Genomic DNA, 24,994 nt, shown 5'->3' on the forward strand with positions numbered 1-24,994 from the left:
TTTTATATTAATAATTTGAAATTTACCTAAATGGTTCATTAATATGATAATAATCACAATACGATGCATTCTTAATGGCCGATTGTTAAATAAAGATCATGTCGCTATTGTAAATTCCATTAATCAGGACTGCAGTAATAAAATTTTTCTTACCCTTGTCTTCTGATTTAAAAAATGAATATGCCCTTAGTCTGATACGGGTTAGCATAGCAATAAGCAGATTAATCACTAAGCCTAAAAATGACAGGACCGGAATAAATAAAAGTACAATCAGGTTTTTCATATTTAAAAGTTATAACGGAAATACTATTATAAAACAAAGTGAAATAAAAGTGGTTAATAAAATATTTTAAAACAGGTATAATTTGGTAAGAAATCATTGTATGTACGTGAGACTACAAGTCAAAATACCTGATTGATAAAATCATAACTTTCTGTCCAGAAGAGTAAGAAAATACCTGTTTTTTTCAAATACTACGCATTCGAAGCGCCTTCTTAAACATTGTTCGTTTCAAGCCGTTCTTACTTTGGGAAATCTCAGCTAAGAAGAGAGTAATGTAAACTTTAAAATGTAAAACAATGGCAAAAGATCACGGAAAACAGATTAAAGACGATGCTCAATATGAAGCATTACGCAAGAAAGGAATGAGTAAGGAAAAATCCGCACGAATTGCAAATTCTCCGGATGCCAGCAAGAAAGGCGGAGAAGCTACTGACTTGGATTCGAGGACAAAATCGGATCTACTTGCAGAAGCAAAAAAAATTGGCATAGCCGGTAGGCATTCAATGAAAAAAGATGAACTGATAAAGGCTATTAGGAACCATTAAATTTATTTCAATTAATCAAAATAATTTCTTCCGCATATTACATGTGGCGGCGGAATTGAATATTAACAAAACATTTCCTTCACAAATTTGGAGCACATGAAAACATTAACACCTTCATCTCACCCATCTGTCGCTCTAAATCTACGTTACGTTACAGATACGGAACCTGGTTATTGCCGCACATATACAAAAGGCAAATTCACTTATCTATCCAAGAACAAGCCAATCAAAAATAAAAATACCTTAAAGCGGATAGCGTCTCTTGTGATCCCACCAGCATGGGAAAATGTCTGGATATGCAAATTTAAAAATGGTCATATACAGGCAACAGGTATTGATAAGCGTGGTAGGAAGCAATATATTTATCATCTGGACTGGTCAACCATACGCAATGTCAAAAAATTTGATCGTTTACTGGGCTTTGCAAATAAGATGAAATTACTCCGCACGCAATTGCGGAAAGATCTACGGAAAAAGAAATTATCCAAAGAAAAAGTCTGTGCGATTGCAATCTCTACCATGAATGCAACTTACATACGTGCAGGAAACAAATCCTATGAACATAACTACGGCTCATATGGGCTCACCACATTGAAAAACAGACATGTCAAAATTGACAAAAATGAAATCTTTTTTAAATTTAAAGGGAAAAAAGGCGTACTTCAGCAGGTTTATATCAAGGAAGCAAAAATAGCTAAAATGCTTAAAAACGTCAAAGAAATCCCCGGTCAGGAGCTTTTTCAATATTACGATCATGATGGTGCTATTCAACGGCTTGATTCAGGAGATCTGAACCGCTATTTAAAACAAGCGATGCAAGAAGATTATACCTGTAAAGATTTTCGTACATGGGCAGGTTGCACGCTTGCCTTTATGATGATGGCTAATGAGCCTTATGGCGAACTTATTTCTGAACGTAAAAAAGTACTGGTCACCATCCTTGATCATGTCGCTAAACAACTCGGCAATACCAGATCAGTTACAAGGAACTATTATATTCATCCGGAATTGCAGAAACAGTATGTAGATGGTGATTTAAAAAATGAATTATTAAAACTTAAACGGAAAATGGTGCAAAATACAGATGGTGCGACCGAAAAAGCGCTGCTGAAATTTATCAGATCACGTTGTGAAAAATAACCTATTACATTTGATCATCGTGCAAACTATAAAAAAAAGGGGCAATTGCCCCTTTTCCCTGTTAACCTCAATATTGAAATGATTTTTTATACTAAACGCTTGATATAATTAAATCGTATCGGAAATGGTATCTCGTAACAATTTAATCTGGTCGTGCGCAACCAATTGTTTACTTAATTGATTTTCAATTAAGCTGACCACATGGATGGATAAAGCCTCCCGATCTTCTTCAAGGGTCTTCCTATAGGTAGCTTTAAAAGCATCTTCTCCTTTTTCACAGCTTTCCAATAGACTTTTACGATCATTTCCCGAAATATTAACTTTTATATTCATCCAAAGTCTAAAAAGTTTACCGCTCAACAACGTACTGTCTGTAGGTTGTTCACCTTCAAGTGTGACATATGGAGTAAGCTCGGTAATAAACTGTTCTGACTGCAGGATATATTTGGCAAATATACCACCTAGATCATCGATCCGCATACTATGTGCTAGATCTAATGCTTCTCTATATCCAGCTATCCTATCGTTGTTAATTTTTATCAGATCATTGATAATTGCCGGATCATTTGCTCTGTTTTCCATAGCTCTATTTTTTGAAATATAAATTTAAAACTCTTGATTTATCTAGAAAACAACCTCAAGGCAGAAATAGTTTAAATCATAATCATTTCGGGTATTTAGAACATTTGAATCGTATTTATAACCCCTAGGGGAAATACTGAAGCATGCATGATGGCTTTAAAAGAATAGATTAATTTCGTTTTGTGTTGATTGCTTTACTCCATTCTGTATGTCTACATCGTGGACATTTTGATTCTCTATTATGCAATTGTTCGATAAAACCACAATACATGCAGGCGTGAAAGTCATATAACTGAAATGATTCAACTTTTTTATAATCATCTGGAAATAAAGGCAGACCATACTTCACCTCATCTTCTGGGTAAAATAAAATACTCATCGAACCATCAATTTCTAATAAGGCCATTCTCACTTGACCTAAGTGTTCAACCGACTGATTACGTAGTTCGGAAAAGAATTCCATTTTTGAAAAGTCACCATCATGTTCATGTTTTAAATCAAACATTCCATCCCTCACAACTACCATCGCTTCGCCTTCTAAAATCTTATTGATAAACACCGATTTTGATGATAACCAAGTTATAAATTTATAGATAATGATAACCGAAAATAATACAACAAAGGCATAAATAACGGGTAATTCTTCTTGAAACATGGGATCACCAGCCGCCGATCCGAGACTCAGAATAATCGCCACCTCGAAAAGCGTTAATTGCCTTACACCTTTTTTTCCTGAAAGCCTAAGAATCACCAATATCAGGATAAACATGATGACTGACCGTCCCACAATTTCTAAAAGGAAATCCCATTCCGCGCCTTCCCAAATTATCTTTTTCATTTCAAACATACGTCCTCTGCACTAAGGTTTTACCTGCTCACGAGGAAATGTATCTGGCTCTGGCATATCATTCAATTGATCATTTTGAGGATCAACGCCGGCCTCCCCGTCACCTTCCTGCTTTTTATTTCTCTTATCTACAACTGAGGTAATTGTTTTCTTTTTCTTCGGTTGCTTGTCCTTATCAACAATACCGACTTTTGCATTTTCATTTTTAGTAGCCATAATCGTATTCATTTAGTTTATTGTAATGATATAACGTGGTGCTATGTCAAAAGTTTGTATTTCAATTACCGTAACAAATACCTGAAATTAACGACAGTATACCTGATCAATGCTTCAAAAATATACTTTAAACGTGCATCACGTATCCTTCTACTTATCCTAAAGTATTCTTAAACAAACTTTTAGTCTTTCAGAATTGTTCTTTTGGTGATGACATCATAAATACGTTATAGCTATAAATCAAATCACTATGGATGAGACTTATGCATATGTACATGAATTGCTGAATCGCCAGATGGCACTTCGAGCAAAAATTGAAGATAGCCCCATTGCAGGTGATATTCAATTTGAGTATGGACATGATTATTATCAGGAAGAAACGAGGTGCATGGGATTGCGCATGATCAGAGATGGATTGGATAAAGAAGGCGAAAAATTAATCTTAGATTTTACAACTGAACACTACCCTGGCAATGAAGAAAACGAAAAGAAATGGATTGGTAAGATGATGCGATACCTTAACGCAATTACTCCAACACTTATTGACAATTTACTTGCAGAGGGTTATACTGCTTTACAGAGTAATGTAGAACTTCCAAATGAGAATGCCATCTTCTATCCTATCTACGATTTAAATACGGACACAAAACGCCTCTTATTTATGGATAGTAATATTTTAATCGATCTGAAGCAGGCAGATGCATATGAAAATTTGCAGGGTTGGGTCTATTATACTTCTACATAATGGAGAAATTACAAAATCAGATAGTTCCTCAACCCAAGTAAATCTATTGATTCACATGAACATAAGTTCATTTTTAATTGTTATTCTATTAAAAAGATGAAGAATATTATTCCAACCCAGAAAGAAGGCAATAAACTTGACTGTTTTGAAACAGTTGAGTTTACAAGCACTGAAATTGCCAGCGAGGCTTTTATTATAGCATCCTACAACCTATTGGCGGTCAATGAATGGCACAAAATTGCAGAACTTCCTGCGGCGGTATTTAAGCTTGTTGACAACAATGGTCTCGAATTGCATCGTCCACTTCAGTTACACGATTACATCAAAATTGATATTCCAGGACCTGGATTACCCCGAACAAAAGGTTATGACTGGGTTAACGTTGTGCATATGGAATCTAAGGAAATGGCCGAATTTAAAATCCTATCAGTCAGTCTAAAGCCATGTCCAGATCCTACTGATCCTGAAAATAAAGAAACAGCACATTTTTTTGAGGGAATAGCGACTTCGACTTTGATTGTTGAGCAAAGAAATAACAGTTTATTGTTTCAGTATGCTGGACGAAATGAGGTTTTAAATACCGAAAATACGCATATCATCGATAATGTCCGAAACTTTATGGTAGGACTTGGTGCGGTTTTGGGGGCATCTTATCCGCAATGGAAGGCCCTTATTAAAGGTTTTGCTAATGATGTTAAAGAAGTGTAATTACAAATCAGATGCTTTGATTTACAAATATTCAAAATACTTCTGCTTGTTTCCTTTTTAAGGATCATACGTTAATCAGGCATATTAAAGACTGCATAATCATTAAAATAAACCCTCGTTATGAATAAAGATGCTGTGATCTTCATTTCTAAAAATCACAGCATCAGTTTTTTTATGATACTGCGGTACTGTTCTTACTATAGTTTTCAATTACAGATAGGATATCCAACAGATCACTAATAACCTGATCCGGATTGGCAGTAGCCAATTGTACAGCGGTATGTGCTCCTGTGGTGATACCTATGCTCAATCCACAGCCTGCATTTTGTCCTTCTTGAATGTCAATCGTTGAATCGCCAATTTTTGCAACTCTTGAAGCATCGGTAATACCCATCTTCGCCATTGCTAATTGAATCATATCTGGTTCTGGTCGATTATGTTCAACATCCGAAGCAGTAATGAGAAGATCAATGTCTTTACCTACTTCCCAATTCAGTTTTTTCAATAATGATTCTGCTGTCAATCGATCATATCCAGTATTAAGTACTCTTAAAATACCCATATCTTTTAACTTTATGAAAAGTGCTGCCGCATTAGTACATGGATAAATGGTTTCCACTTCATAAGCACTTTTAAGCTGCACAAGAAACAATTGAAAAATCTCTGTTGCCAATTGATCATTTTCTAAATCTAAACTATTTTTCAAGATAGTTTTTATAGCTTCCAACTTTTCTTTACCTGCACCATGCTCTAAAACTTCTTCTAAACTAAGATCAAAACCACCAACGCTATTGATTGCATTTCTAAGTGTTTTATAAACGATGTTATCTTCATTAACAGTTGTTCCCGCCATATCAAATACGACCATCTTAATTTTACTTTCCATATCTTTCTATTGTGTTATTATGCTATTATTTATTTTAATCAATCTATATAGGCTGTATGAGGCCTTTATGCCTATTTCGGCTACATTTAAAACTCAATGATAATTAATTTCCACCTTTGTCCTCAAAGCATGTCCGTATTCCTTATTCTCAGTATTTACAGGCGCTATACTGTCAAGAGGATGTAAAACAAACCTTTTAGAAAAGGTTCTAATCTAAAAACAAGTCGATTATAGCCTTTAATTTCCTTCCATACAGTTATGTATGAACTTACATGAGCCCTGTTACACAACAATCTTCCTTCAAATACGATCTCACATTTCTATATGTTTAACAAAACTAAACTTTGTTCATTAAAACTAAACAAAATTTATGTTAAATTTTTATTAATTATTTTTAAACACGATCATGAGTAGCTAAAAGTTTCGAAAACGGTGTGCTTAGATCCTTAAGGAATTGCTGAATAGACATCTTAATACTTTATAATGACTCATACAGCTAAATTTATTGTTAAATTTGTCTAGGGAATAATTCTTTCAATTTCTATTACATAAATACGCTCAGAGACACTTTCGTCTTTTTAGCATGGTAGAATTATTGCTAAGGCAAACATAATTTTGTGCATGAAATTTTTATTTAAAATATTTTTTCTTTTTTTTATAATCTTCGGGATCTTCTTTGGTGAAAGCAAGGCCAATGATATTCAATATCTCGCTAGCCCTTGGGTACAGCAATTTACAAAATCTACTTACAAAGCCGGCAATCAAAACTGGGGCTTGAGTGTCGATCAGAATGGTCTGATTTACGCCGCTAATTCTGATGGTTTATTAGAGTATGATGGCGCATACTGGAATCTCTATCCTCATCCTAATAAAGGTATCGTCCGTGTTGCACAGGTACATCCAGATGGGAAAATCTATACGGGAGGCCAATCAGAATTTGGCTATTGGCTGAAAAATAATAATGGTCGTTTAACCTACCATTCCATAAGTAAGCGCTTACTTAAAGATCTTAATGATGAGATCTGGAAAATAATCATTCAAGACCATCGGATTATCTTCCAATCTTTCTCTACGATCTATATTTATGAAAATGAAAAGATCAAAACTATTACTGAAGATGGAGAGCCTTTTCTATTTGCATTTCAAGCAAATAAGAGAATTTTCGTAGAAAAAATACCGAGTGGACTTCATGAACTAAAAAATAATAAGCTCATTCCTGTTTCGGGTAAAGAGCAGTTAAAGGGACATAACATTTTAAGTATTCTTCCTTTTGATGCAGCGTCATTCTTAATTGGAACAGCTAAAGGCGGATTATTTTTAATGAGCAAATCTGGAGAAATAACGCCCTGGAAAAATGACATCAATGAAGAATTAAAAAATGTACAGATCAACAATGGGATCAAGCTACTCAACCATTATTACGTATTCGGAACGATCTTAAACGGTATCTACATTCTTGATGAAAATGGATCTTTTGTTCAGCATATTAATAAAAGTGTTGGTTTGCAAAATAATACCGTTCTTAGTTTAACAGTAGATAAACAGTCAAATATATGGTCTGGTCTGGACAATGGTATTGACCGCATTGCGATTAATGCTGATCTCTACTATTATTCGGATAACTCAGGAAAACTTGGTACCATCTATTCTGCAAAAATTTACCAAGGATATCTTTATTTAGGGACTAACCAAGGTCTATTTTATACTTCATGGAATCCGAACAAAAAATATCAGTCTATAGACTTTAAGATGATCCATGGCTCTCAGGGCCAAGTATGGAATCTAGAAGTAATCAATAACGTATTGGTATGTGGACATAATACAGGTACCTTTCAAATTCAAGGTACAGCGATGTCCTTACTATCACCAAAAACAGGTGGTTGGGTTATCAAACTGCTTTCCCCTCATGCACCATATGTACTACAGGGAAATTATACAGGTGTGTCCCTATTTAATAGTTTACCTAATGCATTAACTTATCAGACGCAATATCCTAATTTCAGATCTGGCGTACAATTATTAGAAACACAAAGTAAAAATTCGGTTTGGGCGGCAGGTTACAATGAACTGAATCTACTTAAATTTTCAGATGATTTTAGTGTTATTAAACAGATTAAACCCTATGCCCAAAAAAATGGTTTACCCAAATCGGGTTATTTAGGTGTTTACAAATTGGCCGCCATCAATGTTTTTACGACTGATAGTGGGCTATATGTTTATGATGAGCTTATTGATAAATTCACGCCCTATCATCAATTAAACAACAAATTGGGCACATTCTCCAAAACAAATAAGATCATACCAGCAGGAAATAATAGCTATTGGTTTATTAATAAAACCAGAATTGCTTTAGTCGATTTATTACAAGGAGGGCAAATTCGGGTTGATTCCATCAAATTAGCTTCTCTAGAAGATAATATGATGAAATATTATGAAAATATCTCGGCTCTCAATCCTAATCAATACCTGATCAGTATCGATAATGGCTTCTCTTTGCTCAATTTGGGAAGGGATAATTTTAAACCCACTGATGTGCCGGCTCCCCTCATCAGGAATATTAGATCTCTTTTCTCAACGGACAGTATAGATTTTAATAATGATAAAGAAATAGTTGAGATAAAATACAAAAACAACAGTATACAAGTATCTTATGCGCTACCTTATTACACTGAAACTGCTGTTCAATATCAATTTAAATTAACAAACACGCAGGAGGAATGGTCTGATTGGTCTAAATTACCCTACAAGGAGTTTACGAATCTGGCAGTTGGTCAGTATATATTTACAATTCGTGCAAAACTGCCAAACGGTTTTATCACTAAGGAAACAAAAGTTGAAATCGAAATCCTACCTCCATGGTATAGAACCTGGTATGCTTATTTAGGGTATTTAATATTACTGGTTTTAGCAATAAAAGAAGTCCGTAAATGGTACAACAAAAAGCTAATTAAACATGAGAAACAGGTAAAAAAGGCTTATTTGCTTAAACAAGAGGAACTTTTAAAGCAGGAAGCAATCCGAGCACAGCAACACTTGATCGAAATTAAAAATAAGCAACTGGAACAGGAATTATATAATAAGAATAAGGAACTGACTAATGCTACGATGAATATTGTGCAAAAGAATGAATTATTAAATGCACTGAATCACGAATTATTACAGTTGAAGGATGAAAATGGAAATAAACTGCAACCTGAGCAATTACAAAAAGTGGCCAAGATCCTTAAAAATGCTTATGAAGATAATATGGACTGGCATCTGTTTGAGCAGAGTTTTAATGAAACTCATGAGAATTTCTTTAAAAAGTTAAAGCATCAATTTCCCGAATTAATGCCCAATGATTTAAAACTCTGTGCCTATCTGAGGTTGAACATGAGCAGTAAAGAAATTGCCAGCTTATTAAATATAACGACACGTGGTGTCGAGATTAGACGTTACCGATTACGTAAAAAATTGAATATAACAACTGAACAGAATTTAACTGATTTTTTAATGAATATTAGTTAGAAAAATGCCCTTAATCGTGGAACCCTATCTACGACATGAGATCATTTTGTTATTAAAACACACTAAAACACTACATCATTACCTCTCACGCGCTATAGTGTGCTTTAAACACTTAGTATTAAATAAAGTAATATATCACTTACTTTAATAATCTGACTATCAGCAAAGTTATTTCTTTAAATTGAATTTTTACGTTTAGCTCAAATGGTGATGTATTAATGTATAAGTGTTAAATTATACATTTCGCATACTACATCACATCTTTGCTGTATCAAAATTTAATGAAAGGGTTAAATTTTGTTAACAAACATTCAGATTAATTGGAATTGATAAATTAAAATAACACAAAAGTCACACCTATGAGGAAGTTATTTACATTACTATTACTCCCAGCATTTTGCCAATTCAATGTGTCAGTTTATGCACAGAGTGGAAAAGTGATTACTGGAAAAATTACAGCTAAATCTTCAAACGCTGTACTTTCAGGAGTAACCATTGCGGTTAAAGGAACTAGCGTTGCTACGCAATCTGACGCGAATGGAGAATTTAAAATTACAGCAGACCCTAATCAGGTTTTAATTTTCCGCTATATCGGTTATGATGGAAAAGAAGTTGTAATTGGTCAACAGAACAATGTACAAGTCAATCTAGAAGAACAAAATACGGCTTTAGATGAAATCGTGGTTATTGGTTATGGTACAGCTAAGAAAGTCGATCTAACTGGTTCTATAGGCCGTGTTACTTCAAGTGACATTGTAAAACAACCGGCATTGAATGCTGTTCAATCTGTACAGGGCAAGATATCTGGTGTTAACATCATTGCTAATGAAGCTCCGGGTTCTGCTCCAACAGTGATTATCCGCGGTCTAGGAACAGCTTCAGGTGGTCGTAATCCATTGTATATTGTTGATGGATTTCCAGTCGAAAATATCACCAATATCAACTCAGCAGATATCGTTTCTATCGATGTCCTAAAAGATGCTTCATCGGCTTCTATTTATGGTCTGCGTGCCGCAAATGGTGTGATCTTAGTGACAACTAAAAAGGGGAAAGCAGGACGTGCTCAGATTACGTATGATGGTTATGTAGGTGCCAAAGGCATTCTAAACCGTGTTAAAATGGCTGATGCGAATGAATATGTGACCCATTACAATGAAAACTTAGCAGTAGTTGAAAAAAATGGATCTCCTTTAGCATTAAATCAAAAAAACAATACCAATTGGTACGACGAACTTTTACAGACTGGTATAGTGACCAATAACGTCGTTAGCTTATCTGGAGGTTCAGATGCAGTAGATTATTTCTTTAGTTATAACAACTTTACGGAAAAAGGAATTACGGAAGGCTCTCAATATGTACGTAACACGATCCGTAATAATAATACCTACAAATTCTTTGATAATAAATTAAAACTTAGTCAGACTTTAAACATCTCTTTTGCTAACGACCGTAATAAACCGCTAAGTGCTTTTGATGCGGCCTACCGTCAGTCACCCTTAGTTCCTGTTATGTATGAAAACGGACGCTACGGAAGACCTATATACAATAAAACAACCGGAGAGGCTACATATATTCTGGCTGCAGGTCAGCAGGGAGGAAGGTTAAATGATGTGGGCAATCCTGTTTACGAGAACAAAATGCAACAGCAGTATAACAAGAATCTGAGCATCCAAGGTGGACTTCAAGCAGAATACCAGATCACCAGCGACTTAAAATTCACCTCTCGCTTGGGCGTAACAAAATACTTTTCACAAAATAGAGGTTTTAATGATATCAAGGATCGCTACTTAAATACAGATCCTCTCAATACTGCTGCAGAATTTGAAAGATTAAAAGCACAAAACCCGAATTCATTGACCTATGCAAATAATAGCTTAAATATTGCTAAAACAGAAACATTCAGATGGGTATGGGAAAATTTTGTTTCTTACCAAAAAAGTTTCGGTAAGCATAATATAGATGCAACATTAGGAAATTCAAGAGAGAAAGTCGATATCGGAAATATGTCTGATTTGACCGGATATGATGTTCCTACTCAATCACAATACTGGAATATTGACTTAGCAAAAAACAAAGAGAAGCAAATTAGACAAACTTCTTACACACCTACTGCATTAATTTCTTATTTTGCTCGTGCACAGTATAATTACGACTCAAAATACTATTTAACTGCTACTGTACGTCGTGATGGATCTAGTAAATTTAAAGCATCTGGCGAATATTTTGACATCTTTCCTTCCTTTGGAGCGGGTTGGACCGTATCCAATGAGAGCTTTATGCAAGGCTCAGGCATCGATTTCTTAAAAGTAAGGGCAAACTGGGGTAGACTAGGTAACCAAAACATCCCTTTGAACGTTTCTCAGATATTATCATCGCCAGGATCCGATAATTACAATTATGTCTTTGGCCCGAACCAAGATCTTGTTTTTGGAGCAGCATATGGAAGTCCAGCGAGAAATTTAAGATGGGAAGTAACTGAAGAATCAGGATTAGGAGTTGATTTCACCTTATTAAATAACCGTTTAAGTGGTAATGTGGATTATTATAATAAGACCAACACTAATGCTATTTTAGAAGTAAAACCTTTATTGAATTCGCCATTTTCTCAAAAATATTTTGATCATGGCGGAAAAGTATCAAATCAAGGGGTGGAGATTGGTTTAAATTGGACCGATCAAATTAATGAAAACCTATCCTATAGTATTGGTGGTAACTATTCTTACAACAAAAATACTTTAAAGGATGTTAAACCTGCCTATGATGGTACTGAGGGAGGAAGTTTAAATAATGGTCAGCTTACAAAACAGTTAAAAGCTAATCAACCTATTTATGCTTGGTACATGTACGAAGCAGTTGGGGTGTGGCAAAACGAAGCTGAAATTGCAGATGGCGCTGCAACAACCGGAGCAAAACCTGGGTACCTAAAATACAAAGATCAAAATGAAGATGGTGTTATCGACGCAAAAGATAAAACATTCCACGGATCATATCTTCCTTCTTCGACATTTGGTTTAAATCTAAGTGTCAACTATAAAAAATGGGATTTCACAGCTCAAGGTTATGGGGTTGCAGGAAATAAAATTTACAATGGTCTAAAAGGTACCCGTGTTAATGGTGGTGAGAACGTAACTAAAGAAACTTTTGATAACCGCTGGACTGGCGCAGGAACGTCTAATACACATCCTGGAGCAGCTCATGATGCCTTAGCTTCCAGTTACTATTTAGAGTCAGGAGCCTATTTTAGAATCAATAACTTAACATTAGGTTATACCATTCCAAAATTATACAATTCAACTTCTAAAATTAGAATGTACGTAACAGCACAGAACCCTTTTATTTTCACAAAATATACAGGTTTCTCTCCTGAAATAACAGGTGCAAATTCTGGTGTTCCTTCGGAAACTGCGGGAATTGAGCTTTCGGCTTATCCAACAACACGTAATTTTATTTTCGGAGTCAATGTTTCATTCTAACTTTTAAAAATTAAAAATCATGAAATTTAACAAATTACATATAGCCTTAATTTTAACAGCAGGTTTGAGCATGTCTGCCTGTAAAGATTCAGCATTTTTAGATGTTCCTTCTCAAGAAATTGTAGAAGAAGCTGATAAGGAACAAGCGTTCACACCGGAGGGTTATGTGAATGCAATCTACGGTATGTTTACAGACTGGAATTACTCCTTTTCTTATGTTGCGATTACGGATATGCTTTCTGATAATGCCGACAAAGGCTCTTCTCCAACCGATCCAGGAGGTGACAAACAAGAAATCGACAGATTAGAGTATACAAGTTCATCCGGTTCCTTTGGAGCATTATGGTCACATTGGTATAAATCAATCGGACGTGCCACGCAATCTATTGAAGTGACTCAATCATCAACGATAGAAGATGCAACTTATAAAAATAGATTAATCGGTGAAGCTAAGTTTTTACGCGCCTTAAATTATTTTTATTTAGTGCGTGGCTGGGGTGATGTCCCTATCCAAGAGCAGGATTTAATAATTCGTGCGCCTAAAGCTGAAGTTTATGCTTATATCATTAAAGATCTAAGAGAGGCTATAGACGCTTTGCCTTTAAAATCTGCTTATGAATCTAAAGATCTGGGTCGTGCTACCAAAGGCGCCGCGCAAGCTTTATTATCAAAAGTATATTTATACAATCAAAATTGGAATGAGGCCTACACGTTAGCGAAAGAAGTGATTAACTCCGGTCAATATGGTTTGGAATCGAAGTACGAAGTTCTTTGGCGCGCAAGTTCTGAGAATGGTACCGAGTCGATCTTTGAATTCCAGGCGCGTGGAGAAGCGATTGCACATGGTGTTCAACAATATTCTGAAGTACAGGGTGCACGTGGTGTTACCGGCTGGGGCTGGGGATTCAACACACCATCTGAGAATTTGTTAAACGCATTTAATGCGGAAAAAGATAATATCCGTCGCGACGCGACCATTATCTTCCGTGGAGAAACTTTGTGGGATGGCCGTGTTGTTGGAACAGGAGTTGAAAATCCAATGTACAATGAGAAAGCATACTCATCGGCAAATGCAGGTGCGGCTGATGGGGATAAAAATGTACGCTATTTACGTTTAGGCGAGGTATATTTGATCTTAGCAGAAGCAGCTAATGAAATGGGCAACACCGGAGAAGCGACAGCTGCTCTTAATACCATTCGTACTCGGGTTAAATTGCCTAATACCACAGCGATCAATCAAGCGGACTTACGCAAAGCAATCTGGAAGGAACGCCGTCTAGAATTAGCTTTTGAGCACGATCGTTGGTTTGATCTAGTTCGTACGAAACAAGCCTCTGAAGCTATGAAAGCGGATGGAAAAACATTCACCGACAAAAACTATTTGTTCCCAATTCCATATGAACAATTAACACAAACACCAGATATGGTGCAAAATCCTGGTTTTTAAGCCAACATCTTAATAAAACATCGAAACTGGGACTTATTAGCACTAAGTCCCAGTTCTTTAATATCCATCGCTCTACTTACTCTACTATGAAATTAAAATTTAATCCCAAGCTTATCTTAGGCTTAATCTTAATTGGTACAAGCATTACTGCGTGTAAAACACCTCAGACCTTGCAAAAGACCAGTATTTCTGATGATTCTTTAATGACTTTGGTACAGAAGCAAACCTTCAACTATTTCTGGGAAGGTGCAGAACCTAATTCGGGAATGGCAAGGGAAAGAATCCATATCGATGGTCAATATCCGTTGAATGATTTTAATGTTGTCACTGTCGGCGGATCCGGATTTGGTATAATGGCTACAATCGTAGCTGCCGAACGTGGTTTTATCTCTGCTGAAGAAGCGACTAAAAGGTTTGATCGCATTGTCGATTTTCTGGCAAAAGCCGATCGTTACCATGGCGCATGGTCACACTGGATCGATGGTCCTACTGGAAAATCGAAGGTTTTTGGAAATCAGGATGATGCTGCCGATATCGTAGAAACTGCTTTTATGGCCCAGGCCTTAATCTGTCTACGTGAGTATTACCAAAATGGAAACGACCAACAAAAACAAGTCGCTGAAAAAGCAGACGCACTTTGGAAAGGTATTGATTGGAATTTCTTTCGCAATGGCAAAGATGTTCTGTACTGGCACTGGAGTCCAACACATGGTTGGGGTATGAATCATGCGATACAGGGTTATGATGAATGCTTGATCAGCTATGTGCTGGGCGCGAGCTCACCGACACATCCAATCCCTGCCTCCACTTATCATAAAGGTTGGGCAAGAAGTGGTGCAATCGTATCCAGTGCTGAGAAGTTTGGAATTCCACTGGTGCTAAAACACAATGCACCTGAAAATGCTGTCGGTCCACTATTCTGGTCTCATTACTCCTACTTAGGTTTAAATCCGAAGGGCTTACAAGATGAATATGCTGATTACTGGAAAGTGAACGTTAATCACACTAAAATTAACATTGAATACGCTAAACAAAATCCTCATCAATTTAAAGGATATGGCGAAAACTCATGGGGATTGACCGCGAGCTATTCTGTAAAGGGATACGATGCTCACCATCCTGATAATGATAAAGGTGTTATTTCTCCTACAGCAGCGCTATCATCAATTCCATATGCTCCTAAAGAGAGTTTGCAAGCGATGCGCTATTTTTATGAACAAAAAGGTGCAGAGCTTTTTGGTAAATATGGATTTTATGATGCTTTTTCAGAAACAGAAAACTGGTATCCACAGCGTTATCTAGCAATTGACCAGGGACCTATTGTTGTCATGATTGAAAATTACAGAACTGGATTGATCTGGAATTTATTTATGCAGGCTCCCGAAGTTAAAGCAGGATTGAAGAACTTAGGTTTTAAAGGTCCGAATCTATAAGCATTTTATTCACATACAAATAACTACTAGAACATGAAACAATGGACTTCCCTATTAGTCGCTGTTGCATTAGTTCCGACTCTGGCATTCACACAGCCGGCGCACAAACAAGATCCCAAAATGGATAAGTTTGTTTCAGAACTGATGAAAAAAATGACAGTTGACGAAAAAATTGGCCAGCTGAATCTAGTTACTGCAGGCGAGGTGACCACAGGTGCCACTGCCAGTACTGGAGTTGAAGCAAAAATTGCTGCTGGTCAAATTGGCGGAATCTTTTCTATGACTACACCTAAAAAAATTCGTGCTGCTCAAGAACTTGCTGTCAACAAAACAAGACTTAAAATACCGATGATCTTCGGTCTAGATGTCATCCATGGTTATAAAACTACTTTTCCAATTCCATTAGGTCTTTCAGCTACGTGGGATATCCCTCTAATCGAAAAAACTGCACGTATCGCAGCCCAAGAGGCTACTGCAGATGGAATCAACTGGACCTTCTCTCCTATGGTCGATATCTCTCGTGATGCCCGTTGGGGAAGAATTTCGGAAGGTTCCGGAGAAGACCCTTACTTAGGCTCACAGATTGCAAGCGCGATGGTTAAAGGTTATCAGGGCAATGACTTAAAAGCAATCAATACCATGATGGCCTGTGTGAAGCACTGGGCTTTGTATGGTGCAGCGGAGTCTGGAAAAGATTACAACACCACAGATATGAGTCTGCACCGCATGTACAATGAATACTTCCCTCCTTACAAAGCGGCTGTAGAAGCTGGTGCAGGTACAGTTATGACATCTTTCAATGATATCAATGGTATCCCGGCAACAGCTAATAAGTGGTTAGTAACTGATGTTCTTCGCAAGGAATGGGGATTCAACGGTATGGTGGTTACAGATTATACCGGTATTGCAGAGCTGATGGATCATGGTTTAGGAGATTTACAACAAGTATCTGCACTTTCGTTAAAAGCAGGCGTGGATATGGATATGATTTCTGAAGGTTTTTTAAATACCTTAAAAAAATCTTTAAAAGAAGGGAAAGTCTCTCAACCTGATATAGACCGTGCATGCCGTTTAGTATTAGAGGCTAAATATAAATTAGGTTTATTTGAGGATCCATACCGTTACTGTAATGAAGATCGTGCTAAAACCGAGTTACTGACGCCTGCAAATCTTAAAGTTGCCCGTGATGCGGCTACTAAATCATTTGTCTTGTTAAAGAATGACAAGCAGCTTCTTCCTTTACAGAAAAAAGGTACAGTTGCTGTAATAGGTCCATTAGCGAATACACGTGCGAACATGGTGGGCACATGGTCAGTAAGCTCTGACTTAGTGAATACCCCTTCTTTGGTTGAGGGTATGCAGTCGGTATTGGGCAACCAAGTGAAAATCGTTACACATTTAGGTTCAAATTTACTTGAAGACCCTGTTTATCAAGAACATGCTACCATGTTTGGACGTACGATCCCTAGAGATAATAGACCTGAGTCGGATATTATTGCTGAAGCGTTACAAACTGCTGCTCAAGCAGATGTGATTGTAGCAGCATTAGGTGAATCTTCGGAGATGTCCGGTGAAAGTTCTAGCCGTACAGAGATTGGTATTCCGGCTATTCAACAACGTCTTTTAGCAGCGCTATTAAAAACAGGAAAACCTGTTGTCTTAGTTTTGTTTGCAGGAAGACCGATGACTTTAACTTGGGAAGATGAACATGTTCCTGCTATCTTAAATGCATGGTTTGGTGGATCTGAAACTGGAGCTGCTGTAGCTGAGGTATTATTTGGAGATGTTAACCCTTCAGGTAAATTAACGGCAACTTTCCCTAGAAATGTTGGTCAGTTACCTATTTATTATGGACATAAAAGTACTGGAAGACCATTAGCAGAAGGTGGTTCTTTCCAAAAATTTAGATCTAACTACATTGATGTGATCAATAGCCCGCTTTATCCATTTGGATATGGTTTGAGTTATACAACATTTGATTATTCAGATCTGAAATTGGATACGTCTTCTTTTAAAGCTGGACAATCCATCCAAGCATCGGTGACGTTGCGTAATACGGGTAAATATGACGGTGAAGAGGTTGTTCAACTTTATATTAAAGATCTGGTTGGTTCAATTACACGTCCTGTTAAAGAATTAAAAGGTTTTCAAAAAGTATTCTTAAAAGCTGGAGAATCTAAAGTCGTAACTTTTACTGTTTCGGAAGAAGATTTAAAATTCTATAATAACGATCTCAAGTTTGTCGCTGAACCGGGAGATTTCACCTTATTTATCGGTAAAAATTCGCAGGATCTTTTAGCTACTAAATTTGAATTAAAATAATATCATTTCCCCTTATATTAGAGGAGTTATCTTTAACCGGATAGCTCCTTTTTTATTTTATTAAGCCTTCATCGATCTTTATTGTTAATCTTATAGGGTAGTAAATGATCTACCATTTCGAACGTTTCGCTCTTCGCTCCTACGCATTGTTGTCAGATCTTTGAAATAAAATTTTCTCCCATTTGATATCACGACTCGGCTGCCAATGTTCAATCGTTTCAGTATATCCAGATTTATAGATCTCTTTCTTCGATATGAGTATTCCTTTACGCGGATCTGCAAAATCAATATCAGTAACCACATTTAAATATTCGTTTAACTTCTCCGGTAAATCATAAAAATTTTGACAATCATTATAAAGAGTAAACTTTCTCATCTTTACATTCACCGGAAATAGTCTATTTAACCACCATTGCTTCTCATTTTTAATAAATTCAGGGAAATCGTTCAGATAAAAGGTATAATAAGCATGATCATCGCCGGGATAATCGAAATAGACGATCTTGTCAATAATAGACCAATTAATGCTATAGGTGCCGTCAACTATGGGCTTATGAATCCAAATTTCTTGTTTTGAATAAGTGATAATATTCCGATGTGCTTCACTAGATCGCTGTTGTTTTTCAGATAAGTGGAAACCAAATATAAAACCATAAATACAGATCGCTGGCAAAAGTACAAACAGGATAATGGTAATCCATCCATAGACCGGTACATTTTCTGGATATTTCACGGCGAAAAATAATAGCAGGATTCCAAGAAGCAGAAAAATACCTAATGGTATGACAAATATCAGTTTTGGATTTTTATTAATGAATTCTTTCATAATATCGGATACTAATCACTTATAATTGCTGGTTGTCGAATTAGTTACTTATTAGAAACGGCTACAATCTTTCGTAATAAAGATAACCATTCTTAATACTAAGTTTCAAATCATAACCTTAAGTATAGCAATGCAAGAATTAAACCACTCGAGTGCATTTACAAACATATCGTTTATATCGGATTTTGAGTATCATAAAAGTTTAAAAAAAGAAAAGGCGAAAGATAAATCTTTCGCCTTTTGGGTAAATGATGGGGCTCGAACCCACGACCCTCGGTACCACAAACCGATGCTCTAACCAACTGAGCTACATCTACCGTGTTTGTGCTACAAAAGTAGAATTTTATTTGATATACTCCAAATGTTTTTAAGCAAAAAATCCTCATTACAACGTATCGTAATGAGGATTAAGCTATTATTTTTTAATTTTTATTAGATCATCTCAACACTGCGTTTCACGAATGATGTTAATGCAGCACCTGTTAACAAACCGCGTGATAATAAAGCCAAGTCAAACGCTTGTTTTGCCAATTGTGCACCTTCTTCTTCAGTACTTGATAAAATGCGTTTTACCAGTGGGTGGTTACCATTTACCGTTACCTTATAGTTATCAGGTAAGTTACCGTAAAAGTTCATACCGCCATTGGTTTTGGCCATATCTTTCATACGACGCATAAATTCATCGATCGTTACTGATACTGGTAATTCTTCTGCAGATAAGGCATCCACTTCAACTTTCATGTCAGGACGGCTGATTGCTTTTTCAAAGATTGATAAGGCTTGTTTAGATTCTTCTTCAGAAATTGACAATTCTTGCTTCTCATCTTTTTGAATCAACTTATCGATGACATCGGCATCTACACGTTTCAACTGTACCTTTTCACCTCCTTTTTGTTCCAAATAAGAAGTGATATGCGTATCCAGAGGTCCGTCTAAAACCAATACATCATAGCCTTTTGTTTTTGCTGTAGCAATAAAGCTATCTTGTTGAGCAGCATCATGGGTATATAAATAAATGATATTTCCATCTTTATCAACTTGAATATCTTTTACTTTTTCGTAATACTCTTTAATTGTGTAGTTCTCTTTATTTGTATTGGTCAATAAACAGAATTCATTTGCTTTTTCAGCAAATTTCTCATCGCTCAACATACCATATTTGATAAATAGACCGATATCATTCCATTTTTCTTCAAAACCTTTACGATCCGTTTTAAAGATTTCCTGCAACTTATCAGCTACTTTTTTAGTGATATAATTGTTGATCTTTTTCACGTTACTATCTGCCTGCAAGAAGCTTCTTGAAACGTTTAACGGGATATCCGGTGAGTCGATTACACCATGTAACAACATTAAAAATTCAGGAACAATATCTTTTACTTCGTCGGTAATGAATACTTGACGTGAGTATAATTTGATTTTATTACGTTGAATTTCTAATTCATTTTTAATTTTCGGGAAGTATAAAATTCCGGTTAAATTAAATGGATAATCAACATTTAAATGGATCCAGAATAATGGTTCGTCCATTGAATATGGATACAACTCTTTATAGAAAGCCAAATAGTCTGCATCTGTCAGTTCAGATGGAGCTTTGGTCCAAGCTGGGCTTGTGTTGTTGATGATGTTATCAACTTCAACAGATTTATATTTTGGTTTTCCTTCTTCATCTTCGCCATCTGGTTCAGAAGTTGTTTTCGTTCCGAAGCGGATATTTACAGGAAGGAAACGCGCATATTTGTCCAAGATCTCCTGTAAACGCGATTGACTTAGGAATTCTGAAGACTCTTCATTAATGTGTAAAATGATATCAGTACCACGTGTCGTACGTGTACCTTCAGAAATTTCATACGAAGTACTACCATCACATGTCCAATGCGCAGCTTCTGCCCCATCTTGGTAAGATAATGTTTCGATTTCAACGTTATCAGCAACCATGAATGCGGAATAGAAACCTAATCCAAATCGACCGATGATTTCATTTGCATCATTTGCTTCTTTGAATTTTTCCATAAATTCAGTTGCACCTGAGAAGGCAACTTGATTGATGTATTTTTTAATCTCGTCAGCTGTCATACCGATACCATTATCCGAAATGGTAATCGTTTTTGCTGCTTCATCAAGTTTTACATCAACTAATAAATCACCCACTTCACCTTGGTATTGACCTAATGAAGCTAAGCGCTTTATTTTTTGAGAAGCATCTACCGCGTTTGAAACTAACTCGCGTAAGAAGATCTCATTATCAGAGTATAAGAATTTTTTAATGACAGGAAAAATGTTTTCCGTGTGGATTGAAATAGATCCTTTTTCTGTGTTCATATATATTTTATATTTAATTGCTAATTGATTTCACAGTTAAACATCAATCTATATTCCAAACAGTCAATTTGAGACAAGATGTCATATTTTAAGTTAAAATGACAATATCAGGGCTGTTCATTGCTTGACTTAATCTTTATTTTTTATTGTCGTCAACAATTCATTTGCATTTTTATCAAATGCTATTGAAATTACTGCATTTGTACAGTTCCAAATAACAGGATTTGCTTCCAATTGGTTCAAATCGGTATCCTGATCTATTTTCCTAAATTTTATAAGCGAAGGTTCTCCATAAAGGAGTATCAATTCTTGCAAAAAACGATTGTAATTAGAGATTATCTCGTCTTTTCCATCATTAGAAAATTTATACATGAGTGCAAACTCATCGACCTTTTTTTCGTCTGAAGCGCGAATTCCAAAAAAATTGGCTGTTAGATCTTTGAATTTATAATTGGGAACAAAAACAGTATGACCTTGATCATGAACGGACAATTTCTTCTGATTTACGAATCCGATGATTTCATCTTTTTTCCACGATAAGGGCATATCAAATATCGTCTTAATAGATTCATTAATCAACGGTGCTTCAGAAGTTTCCATTAAATTTAAACGTATCGGAAGTGTGTAGGCTACTCTGACGGGTTTACCTTTTTGATAACCAGGTTTCCAATTGCCATATTCTTTGATGAGCCGTATTCCTTCCTCCCCCGTACCAAACCCCAGATCTTTTTCAACTTTCATGTCGACTATTGATCCGTCTTTTTCAACCACAAATGAGATCTCCACCAAACCTGAAATTTGATTATCGATCATCTCCTTAGAATAATGAAAATTATCTCCAATATAGCGCATAAATTCATCCATACCTTTAGGTGGTAAAGGATGCTGATCGACAACATCGGCAGCACTCTCCTTCTTATTTAAAGAAATCGGGCTACATGAACTGATCATGCTCAATGCGATTATAATCGAAAAAATAAACTTGATCATAAACTTACTGATGTGTAATAGCATATAATGCAAAAGTTCCTAACCAATGCGAGCCCATATAGTCATCATTGCTGATATTTGGCAACGAGTAAGTGAGGTGGTTATTCGCCTGTTGATGTAAATGATTTAATTCCGGTAATTTTGTCGCGATGCCATTTAGACAAGTTGCACGGCTAAAATTCAGTCCATCTAAATGAACAAGCTTACCATCCGTACGGTCTTTAACAATACCCGGCTCTAACTTAAACTCTTTAACAAACAAATCAGGCATAAAGCCTTTTAGCCATTTTTTATATTCGTCATCATTTAAAACTTTTGTCATCAACAATGCCTCTTCTAAGCAAGGAGAAAGAAAGTCGCTACCACTTGGTTCATATGCGAGCGAGCAGGATTTATCGTTTATAAAAAGGCGCTTTGCATGTTGTGTAATTAAATTTTGAAAAGCTGTATCTTGCGTTACCTTCGCATAATCCATTGATAAGGTAAATCCAAAAGCGGTGTTATCATGCTGTCCCGAACGAATTGGGTAAACGAGTTTAGGCAAGTACCCCTCGTAGCGTTTTACGAGCAGATCTGCCAAAGGTTGCAATGCTGTGGCCCACTGTTTCCCTTCAGCATCATTCCAAGTCAATAATTCAGCCTGTAACTGCAAGAGCCACGCCCATCCATAGGTGCGTTCGAAGCTTGTGTTATTACTGTCTAGAAAGAAAGCAATTTCCTGATCAACATTCGTTTTAGTTATTTTATCGTTCAAGATCAGTCTCACCTGCTTACTTTCACTAAGATTAGGAAATGTTTTCAATATTTTAACGATGGACCAATAACCATGAACGGATGAATGCCAATCAAAACAGCCATAAAAAATGGGATGTAATTGTTTTGGTGATTTTAGATCCTTAGCAGATCCGATGACCTGCCCCAATTTATTTGGATACTCCTGTTCAAGGCAATGTAACGGCAGTGCCAATATCCTTTTTGCTTCAGTAGAATCCAGTACGACCTGTTGATTTTTTCCTTCTGTGCTATTTTCTGTTTCTGTTTGTTGAGAAGTTGTTCCTTGATTTTTGTTGTTATTGTTGCATGACAATAAAACAGTACAAGTAAAAATGGTAACTAATATTTTGAACATTTGCGGTGCATTAATTGATTTTTAAAAGTAATAAAAAAAAGCCAAAATCATTAAATTTTGGCTTTTTTAGACGTTTATAATAGATTTTACATCTTAGCATCCATTAGTTTCTCTGCTTTTCCTTTAGGTGCGCCGGTTTTCATTTTAATGACAAACGCTTGATTCGACTGGAAACTTTTGGGCAATAGCACGTCATAATAGGTGTTTTTATCGAGATCAATACCAAGATCTGAATGACGCACCTCTAACATTTGTCCATTCGCTAATAACGTGGCAGACACAGGAACCTCTGTCGCAGTTTTGGGCACAGATATCCGGACAATATTGTTGACGGGCCTGTTGAAAACTGTGAGGTATAAGTTATCAGCTTTTTTAGTGAAGTATCCTAGTTTAGAAGTGGTCATCCCAGCATGTTTGGCTCCATAAATTGCTTCACCATTTATTTTCATCCATTCACCAAGCTCTTTTGCTATTTTATCTTCCTCAGGATGCATATTTCCTTGGCCATCTGGACCGAAATTTAAAACAAAATTACCACTTAGGGATGCTGAATAGGTCAGCATATCGATAATATCGTCTGTCGTTTTGGTATAAATACCCGACCAATCTTTCATGTATCCCCAGCCGTTTGGTGGAATTGTCATCACACAATCCCAATCACGTCCCTCTAGCCAAGTAATATCTCCCGGCAATTTGCGTTCCCAACCTTGTTCATAATCGCCCAACATCTGACCATTTGAATCAAAATGACGTTTCCCAAATTCATCATTTCGGAAACGGGAGCCGATGATAAGACCAGGGTGCTTTTCCCGAAGTTCTTTTTCAAGATTATAAGTAAAATCATAAGACTTTATCCAAGACTGATCCCAAGTGCCATCAAACCAAAATCCTTTCATCTGTGGATAATTTGTCATCAACTCCAGTAACTGATTTCTAGTATATTTCAAGAATTTATCAAACTTTTTCTTTTCCTCTTCCGTTTTAGGTTCTTTACCCATGTAATCTGGATTGTTCCATTCTAATACAGAGAAATAAAGGTAAACATCGATACCTACTGCAGTATAAGCATCTACTACCTCTTTGACTATATCTTTTTTATAGGGTGTTTTACTGATATTATAAGGGGAATATTTGGTTGGCCACATCGCGAAACCATCGTGGTGCTTTGTCGTAAAAATTACATACTTTGCTCCCATGTCTTTTGCCTGCTTTGCCCAACGCTTTGCGTCAAAATCTTTGGGATTAAATTGTTTGTAAAGATTGTCGTACGTATTCACCCAATCTTTTGGAGCTGATGATCCTCTCCATGAACGGATCCATTCGGATGCTGCTGCACCACCACGGGCACTCACTCCTTCCCATTCATTACCCGGTATTGCATAGAGACCCCAATGTATAAATTGACCTAATCCATAATTGCGGAATGCAACCATTGCCTCATCTGTCCGATTGGCAGGTGACAACGGTCCATACTTAATTTCTTTGATTTCTGTTGATTTAATTTTAGGTCCAGTCCATTGTGCCTGTATTGAATTAACTGTAGCTAACAATGCCACAGCAAGTACAGACTTTTTTAATAAGTTATTCATATTT

Annotated in this window: 19 protein-coding genes and 1 tRNA gene; 9 read left to right on the top strand and 11 right to left on the bottom strand. The window is 36.3% G+C overall.

The features are described from left to right. Nucleotides 1–85: 85 nt before the first annotated feature. The gene (locus tag M2265_RS03425; protein WP_132767793.1) at nucleotides 86–283 is read right to left on the bottom strand and encodes a hypothetical protein; all 198 of its coding nucleotides are present in this window, start codon (nucleotides 281–283) and stop codon (nucleotides 86–88) included. 296 nt (nucleotides 284–579) lie between these two features. Here M2265_RS03425 and M2265_RS03430 point away from each other — a divergent pair, with 296 nt between their 5' ends. Continuing rightward, nucleotides 580–828 (top strand): Rho termination factor N-terminal domain-containing protein, encoded by a 249-nt coding sequence (locus M2265_RS03430; RefSeq protein WP_132767791.1) that lies wholly within the window; start codon nucleotides 580–582, stop codon nucleotides 826–828. Nucleotides 829–924: 96 nt separating this feature from the next. After that, nucleotides 925–1,968 (top strand): DNA topoisomerase IB, encoded by a 1,044-nt coding sequence (locus M2265_RS03435; protein ID WP_132767789.1) that lies wholly within the window; start codon nucleotides 925–927, stop codon nucleotides 1,966–1,968. 108 nt (nucleotides 1,969–2,076) lie between these two features. Here the strand turns inward: M2265_RS03435 and M2265_RS03440 are convergent, their stop codons facing one another. The 3 genes from M2265_RS03440 to M2265_RS03450 form a co-directional block, all read right to left on the bottom strand. Then, on the bottom strand, nucleotides 2,077–2,550 hold the full coding sequence (locus tag M2265_RS03440) for a ferritin-like domain-containing protein (protein WP_132767787.1): 474 nt from the start codon (nucleotides 2,548–2,550) through the stop codon (nucleotides 2,077–2,079). A gap of 169 nt (nucleotides 2,551–2,719) precedes the next feature. Then, complete coding sequence (locus M2265_RS03445; protein WP_232789261.1) at nucleotides 2,720–3,388, bottom strand: DUF421 domain-containing protein; 669 nt, start codon at nucleotides 3,386–3,388, stop codon at nucleotides 2,720–2,722. A 21-nt stretch (nucleotides 3,389–3,409) separates the two neighbouring features. Further along, entirely contained in the window at nucleotides 3,410–3,613 is a 204-nt protein-coding gene (locus M2265_RS03450; RefSeq protein WP_031287256.1) for a hypothetical protein, read from the bottom strand. A 250-nt stretch (nucleotides 3,614–3,863) separates the two neighbouring features. On the opposite strand from M2265_RS03450, the gene M2265_RS03455 reads away from it, so the two are divergent. Next, nucleotides 3,864–4,358: a hypothetical protein gene (locus M2265_RS03455; protein ID WP_132767783.1), complete on the top strand. Its 495-nt coding sequence runs from the start codon at nucleotides 3,864–3,866 to the stop codon at nucleotides 4,356–4,358. Between the two features lie 96 nt (nucleotides 4,359–4,454). Then, a complete protein-coding gene (locus M2265_RS03460) occupies nucleotides 4,455–5,066 on the top strand; it encodes a hypothetical protein (RefSeq protein ID WP_021188397.1) in 612 nt (203 codons plus the stop codon). Between the two features lie 172 nt (nucleotides 5,067–5,238). On the opposite strand, the gene M2265_RS03465 is transcribed toward M2265_RS03460, so the two are convergent. Beyond that, on the bottom strand, nucleotides 5,239–5,952 hold the full coding sequence (locus M2265_RS03465; RefSeq protein WP_132767781.1) for an HAD family hydrolase: 714 nt from the start codon (nucleotides 5,950–5,952) through the stop codon (nucleotides 5,239–5,241). A gap of 621 nt (nucleotides 5,953–6,573) precedes the next feature. On the opposite strand from M2265_RS03465, the gene M2265_RS03470 reads away from it, so the two are divergent. The 5 genes from M2265_RS03470 to bglX all read left to right on the top strand — a co-directional run bounded on the left by M2265_RS03470 (nucleotide 6,574) and on the right by bglX (nucleotide 18,134). Continuing rightward, nucleotides 6,574–9,459 (top strand): transcriptional regulator, encoded by a 2,886-nt coding sequence (locus M2265_RS03470; protein ID WP_132767779.1) that lies wholly within the window; start codon nucleotides 6,574–6,576, stop codon nucleotides 9,457–9,459. A 359-nt stretch (nucleotides 9,460–9,818) separates the two neighbouring features. After that, nucleotides 9,819–12,932, top strand: coding sequence for a SusC/RagA family TonB-linked outer membrane protein (locus tag M2265_RS03475; protein ID WP_132767777.1), 3,114 nt, complete (start codon nucleotides 9,819–9,821; stop codon nucleotides 12,930–12,932). A gap of 19 nt (nucleotides 12,933–12,951) precedes the next feature. Then, nucleotides 12,952–14,379 (top strand): RagB/SusD family nutrient uptake outer membrane protein, encoded by a 1,428-nt coding sequence (locus M2265_RS03480; protein WP_132767775.1) that lies wholly within the window; start codon nucleotides 12,952–12,954, stop codon nucleotides 14,377–14,379. Between the two features lie 86 nt (nucleotides 14,380–14,465). Continuing rightward, nucleotides 14,466–15,812 (top strand): glucoamylase family protein, encoded by a 1,347-nt coding sequence (locus M2265_RS03485; RefSeq protein ID WP_021188400.1) that lies wholly within the window; start codon nucleotides 14,466–14,468, stop codon nucleotides 15,810–15,812. Nucleotides 15,813–15,845: 33 nt separating this feature from the next. Next, nucleotides 15,846–18,134 (top strand): beta-glucosidase BglX, encoded by a 2,289-nt coding sequence (bglX, locus tag M2265_RS03490; RefSeq protein WP_132767773.1) that lies wholly within the window; start codon nucleotides 15,846–15,848, stop codon nucleotides 18,132–18,134. A gap of 139 nt (nucleotides 18,135–18,273) precedes the next feature. Here bglX and M2265_RS03495 read toward each other — a convergent pair whose 3' ends face one another. The 6 genes from M2265_RS03495 to M2265_RS03520 all read right to left on the bottom strand — a co-directional run bounded on the left by M2265_RS03495 (nucleotide 18,274) and on the right by M2265_RS03520 (nucleotide 24,990). Then, on the bottom strand, nucleotides 18,274–18,960 hold the full coding sequence (locus M2265_RS03495; protein ID WP_132767771.1) for a hypothetical protein: 687 nt from the start codon (nucleotides 18,958–18,960) through the stop codon (nucleotides 18,274–18,276). Nucleotides 18,961–19,203: 243 nt separating this feature from the next. After that, nucleotides 19,204–19,277, bottom strand: a tRNA-His gene (locus M2265_RS03500). A gap of 115 nt (nucleotides 19,278–19,392) precedes the next feature. Next, complete coding sequence (gene htpG, locus M2265_RS03505) at nucleotides 19,393–21,282, bottom strand: molecular chaperone HtpG (RefSeq protein WP_132767769.1); 1,890 nt, start codon at nucleotides 21,280–21,282, stop codon at nucleotides 19,393–19,395. Nucleotides 21,283–21,411: 129 nt separating this feature from the next. Then, nucleotides 21,412–22,272 carry an energy transducer TonB gene (locus M2265_RS03510; protein ID WP_165905818.1) on the bottom strand — a complete coding sequence of 287 codons (861 nt, stop codon included), beginning with the start codon at nucleotides 22,270–22,272 and terminating at the stop codon, nucleotides 21,412–21,414. A 4-nt stretch (nucleotides 22,273–22,276) separates the two neighbouring features. After that, complete coding sequence (locus M2265_RS03515; protein WP_132767765.1) at nucleotides 22,277–23,401, bottom strand: DUF2891 domain-containing protein; 1,125 nt, start codon at nucleotides 23,399–23,401, stop codon at nucleotides 22,277–22,279. Nucleotides 23,402–23,487: 86 nt separating this feature from the next. Further along, nucleotides 23,488–24,990 (bottom strand): alpha-L-fucosidase, encoded by a 1,503-nt coding sequence (locus tag M2265_RS03520; protein WP_132767763.1) that lies wholly within the window; start codon nucleotides 24,988–24,990, stop codon nucleotides 23,488–23,490. Nucleotides 24,991–24,994: the final 4 nt, after the last annotated feature.

Origin of the sequence: Sphingobacterium kitahiroshimense (assembly GCF_025961315.1) — a bacterium.
Lineage (GTDB): Bacteria > Bacteroidota > Bacteroidia > Sphingobacteriales > Sphingobacteriaceae > Sphingobacterium > Sphingobacterium anhuiense.

Coding starts and splice junctions, on each gene's coding strand:
- M2265_RS03425 (WP_132767793.1), bottom strand. CDS start 283: ATGAAAAACCTGATTGTACTTTTATTTATTCCGGTCCTGTCATTTTTA.
- M2265_RS03430 (WP_132767791.1), top strand. CDS start 580: ATGGCAAAAGATCACGGAAAACAGATTAAAGACGATGCTCAATATGAA.
- M2265_RS03435 (WP_132767789.1), top strand. CDS start 925: ATGAAAACATTAACACCTTCATCTCACCCATCTGTCGCTCTAAATCTA.
- M2265_RS03440 (WP_132767787.1), bottom strand. CDS start 2,550: ATGGAAAACAGAGCAAATGATCCGGCAATTATCAATGATCTGATAAAA.
- M2265_RS03445 (WP_232789261.1), bottom strand. CDS start 3,388: ATGAAAAAGATAATTTGGGAAGGCGCGGAATGGGATTTCCTTTTAGAA.
- M2265_RS03450 (WP_031287256.1), bottom strand. CDS start 3,613: ATGGCTACTAAAAATGAAAATGCAAAAGTCGGTATTGTTGATAAGGAC.
- M2265_RS03455 (WP_132767783.1), top strand. CDS start 3,864: ATGGATGAGACTTATGCATATGTACATGAATTGCTGAATCGCCAGATG.
- M2265_RS03460 (WP_021188397.1), top strand. CDS start 4,455: ATGAAGAATATTATTCCAACCCAGAAAGAAGGCAATAAACTTGACTGT.
- M2265_RS03465 (WP_132767781.1), bottom strand. CDS start 5,952: ATGGAAAGTAAAATTAAGATGGTCGTATTTGATATGGCGGGAACAACT.
- M2265_RS03470 (WP_132767779.1), top strand. CDS start 6,574: ATGAAATTTTTATTTAAAATATTTTTTCTTTTTTTTATAATCTTCGGG.
- M2265_RS03475 (WP_132767777.1), top strand. CDS start 9,819: ATGAGGAAGTTATTTACATTACTATTACTCCCAGCATTTTGCCAATTC.
- M2265_RS03480 (WP_132767775.1), top strand. CDS start 12,952: ATGAAATTTAACAAATTACATATAGCCTTAATTTTAACAGCAGGTTTG.
- M2265_RS03485 (WP_021188400.1), top strand. CDS start 14,466: ATGAAATTAAAATTTAATCCCAAGCTTATCTTAGGCTTAATCTTAATT.
- bglX (WP_132767773.1), top strand. CDS start 15,846: ATGAAACAATGGACTTCCCTATTAGTCGCTGTTGCATTAGTTCCGACT.
- M2265_RS03495 (WP_132767771.1), bottom strand. CDS start 18,960: ATGAAAGAATTCATTAATAAAAATCCAAAACTGATATTTGTCATACCA.
- htpG (WP_132767769.1), bottom strand. CDS start 21,282: ATGAACACAGAAAAAGGATCTATTTCAATCCACACGGAAAACATTTTT.
- M2265_RS03510 (WP_165905818.1), bottom strand. CDS start 22,272: ATGATCAAGTTTATTTTTTCGATTATAATCGCATTGAGCATGATCAGT.
- M2265_RS03515 (WP_132767765.1), bottom strand. CDS start 23,401: ATGTTCAAAATATTAGTTACCATTTTTACTTGTACTGTTTTATTGTCA.
- M2265_RS03520 (WP_132767763.1), bottom strand. CDS start 24,990: ATGAATAACTTATTAAAAAAGTCTGTACTTGCTGTGGCATTGTTAGCT.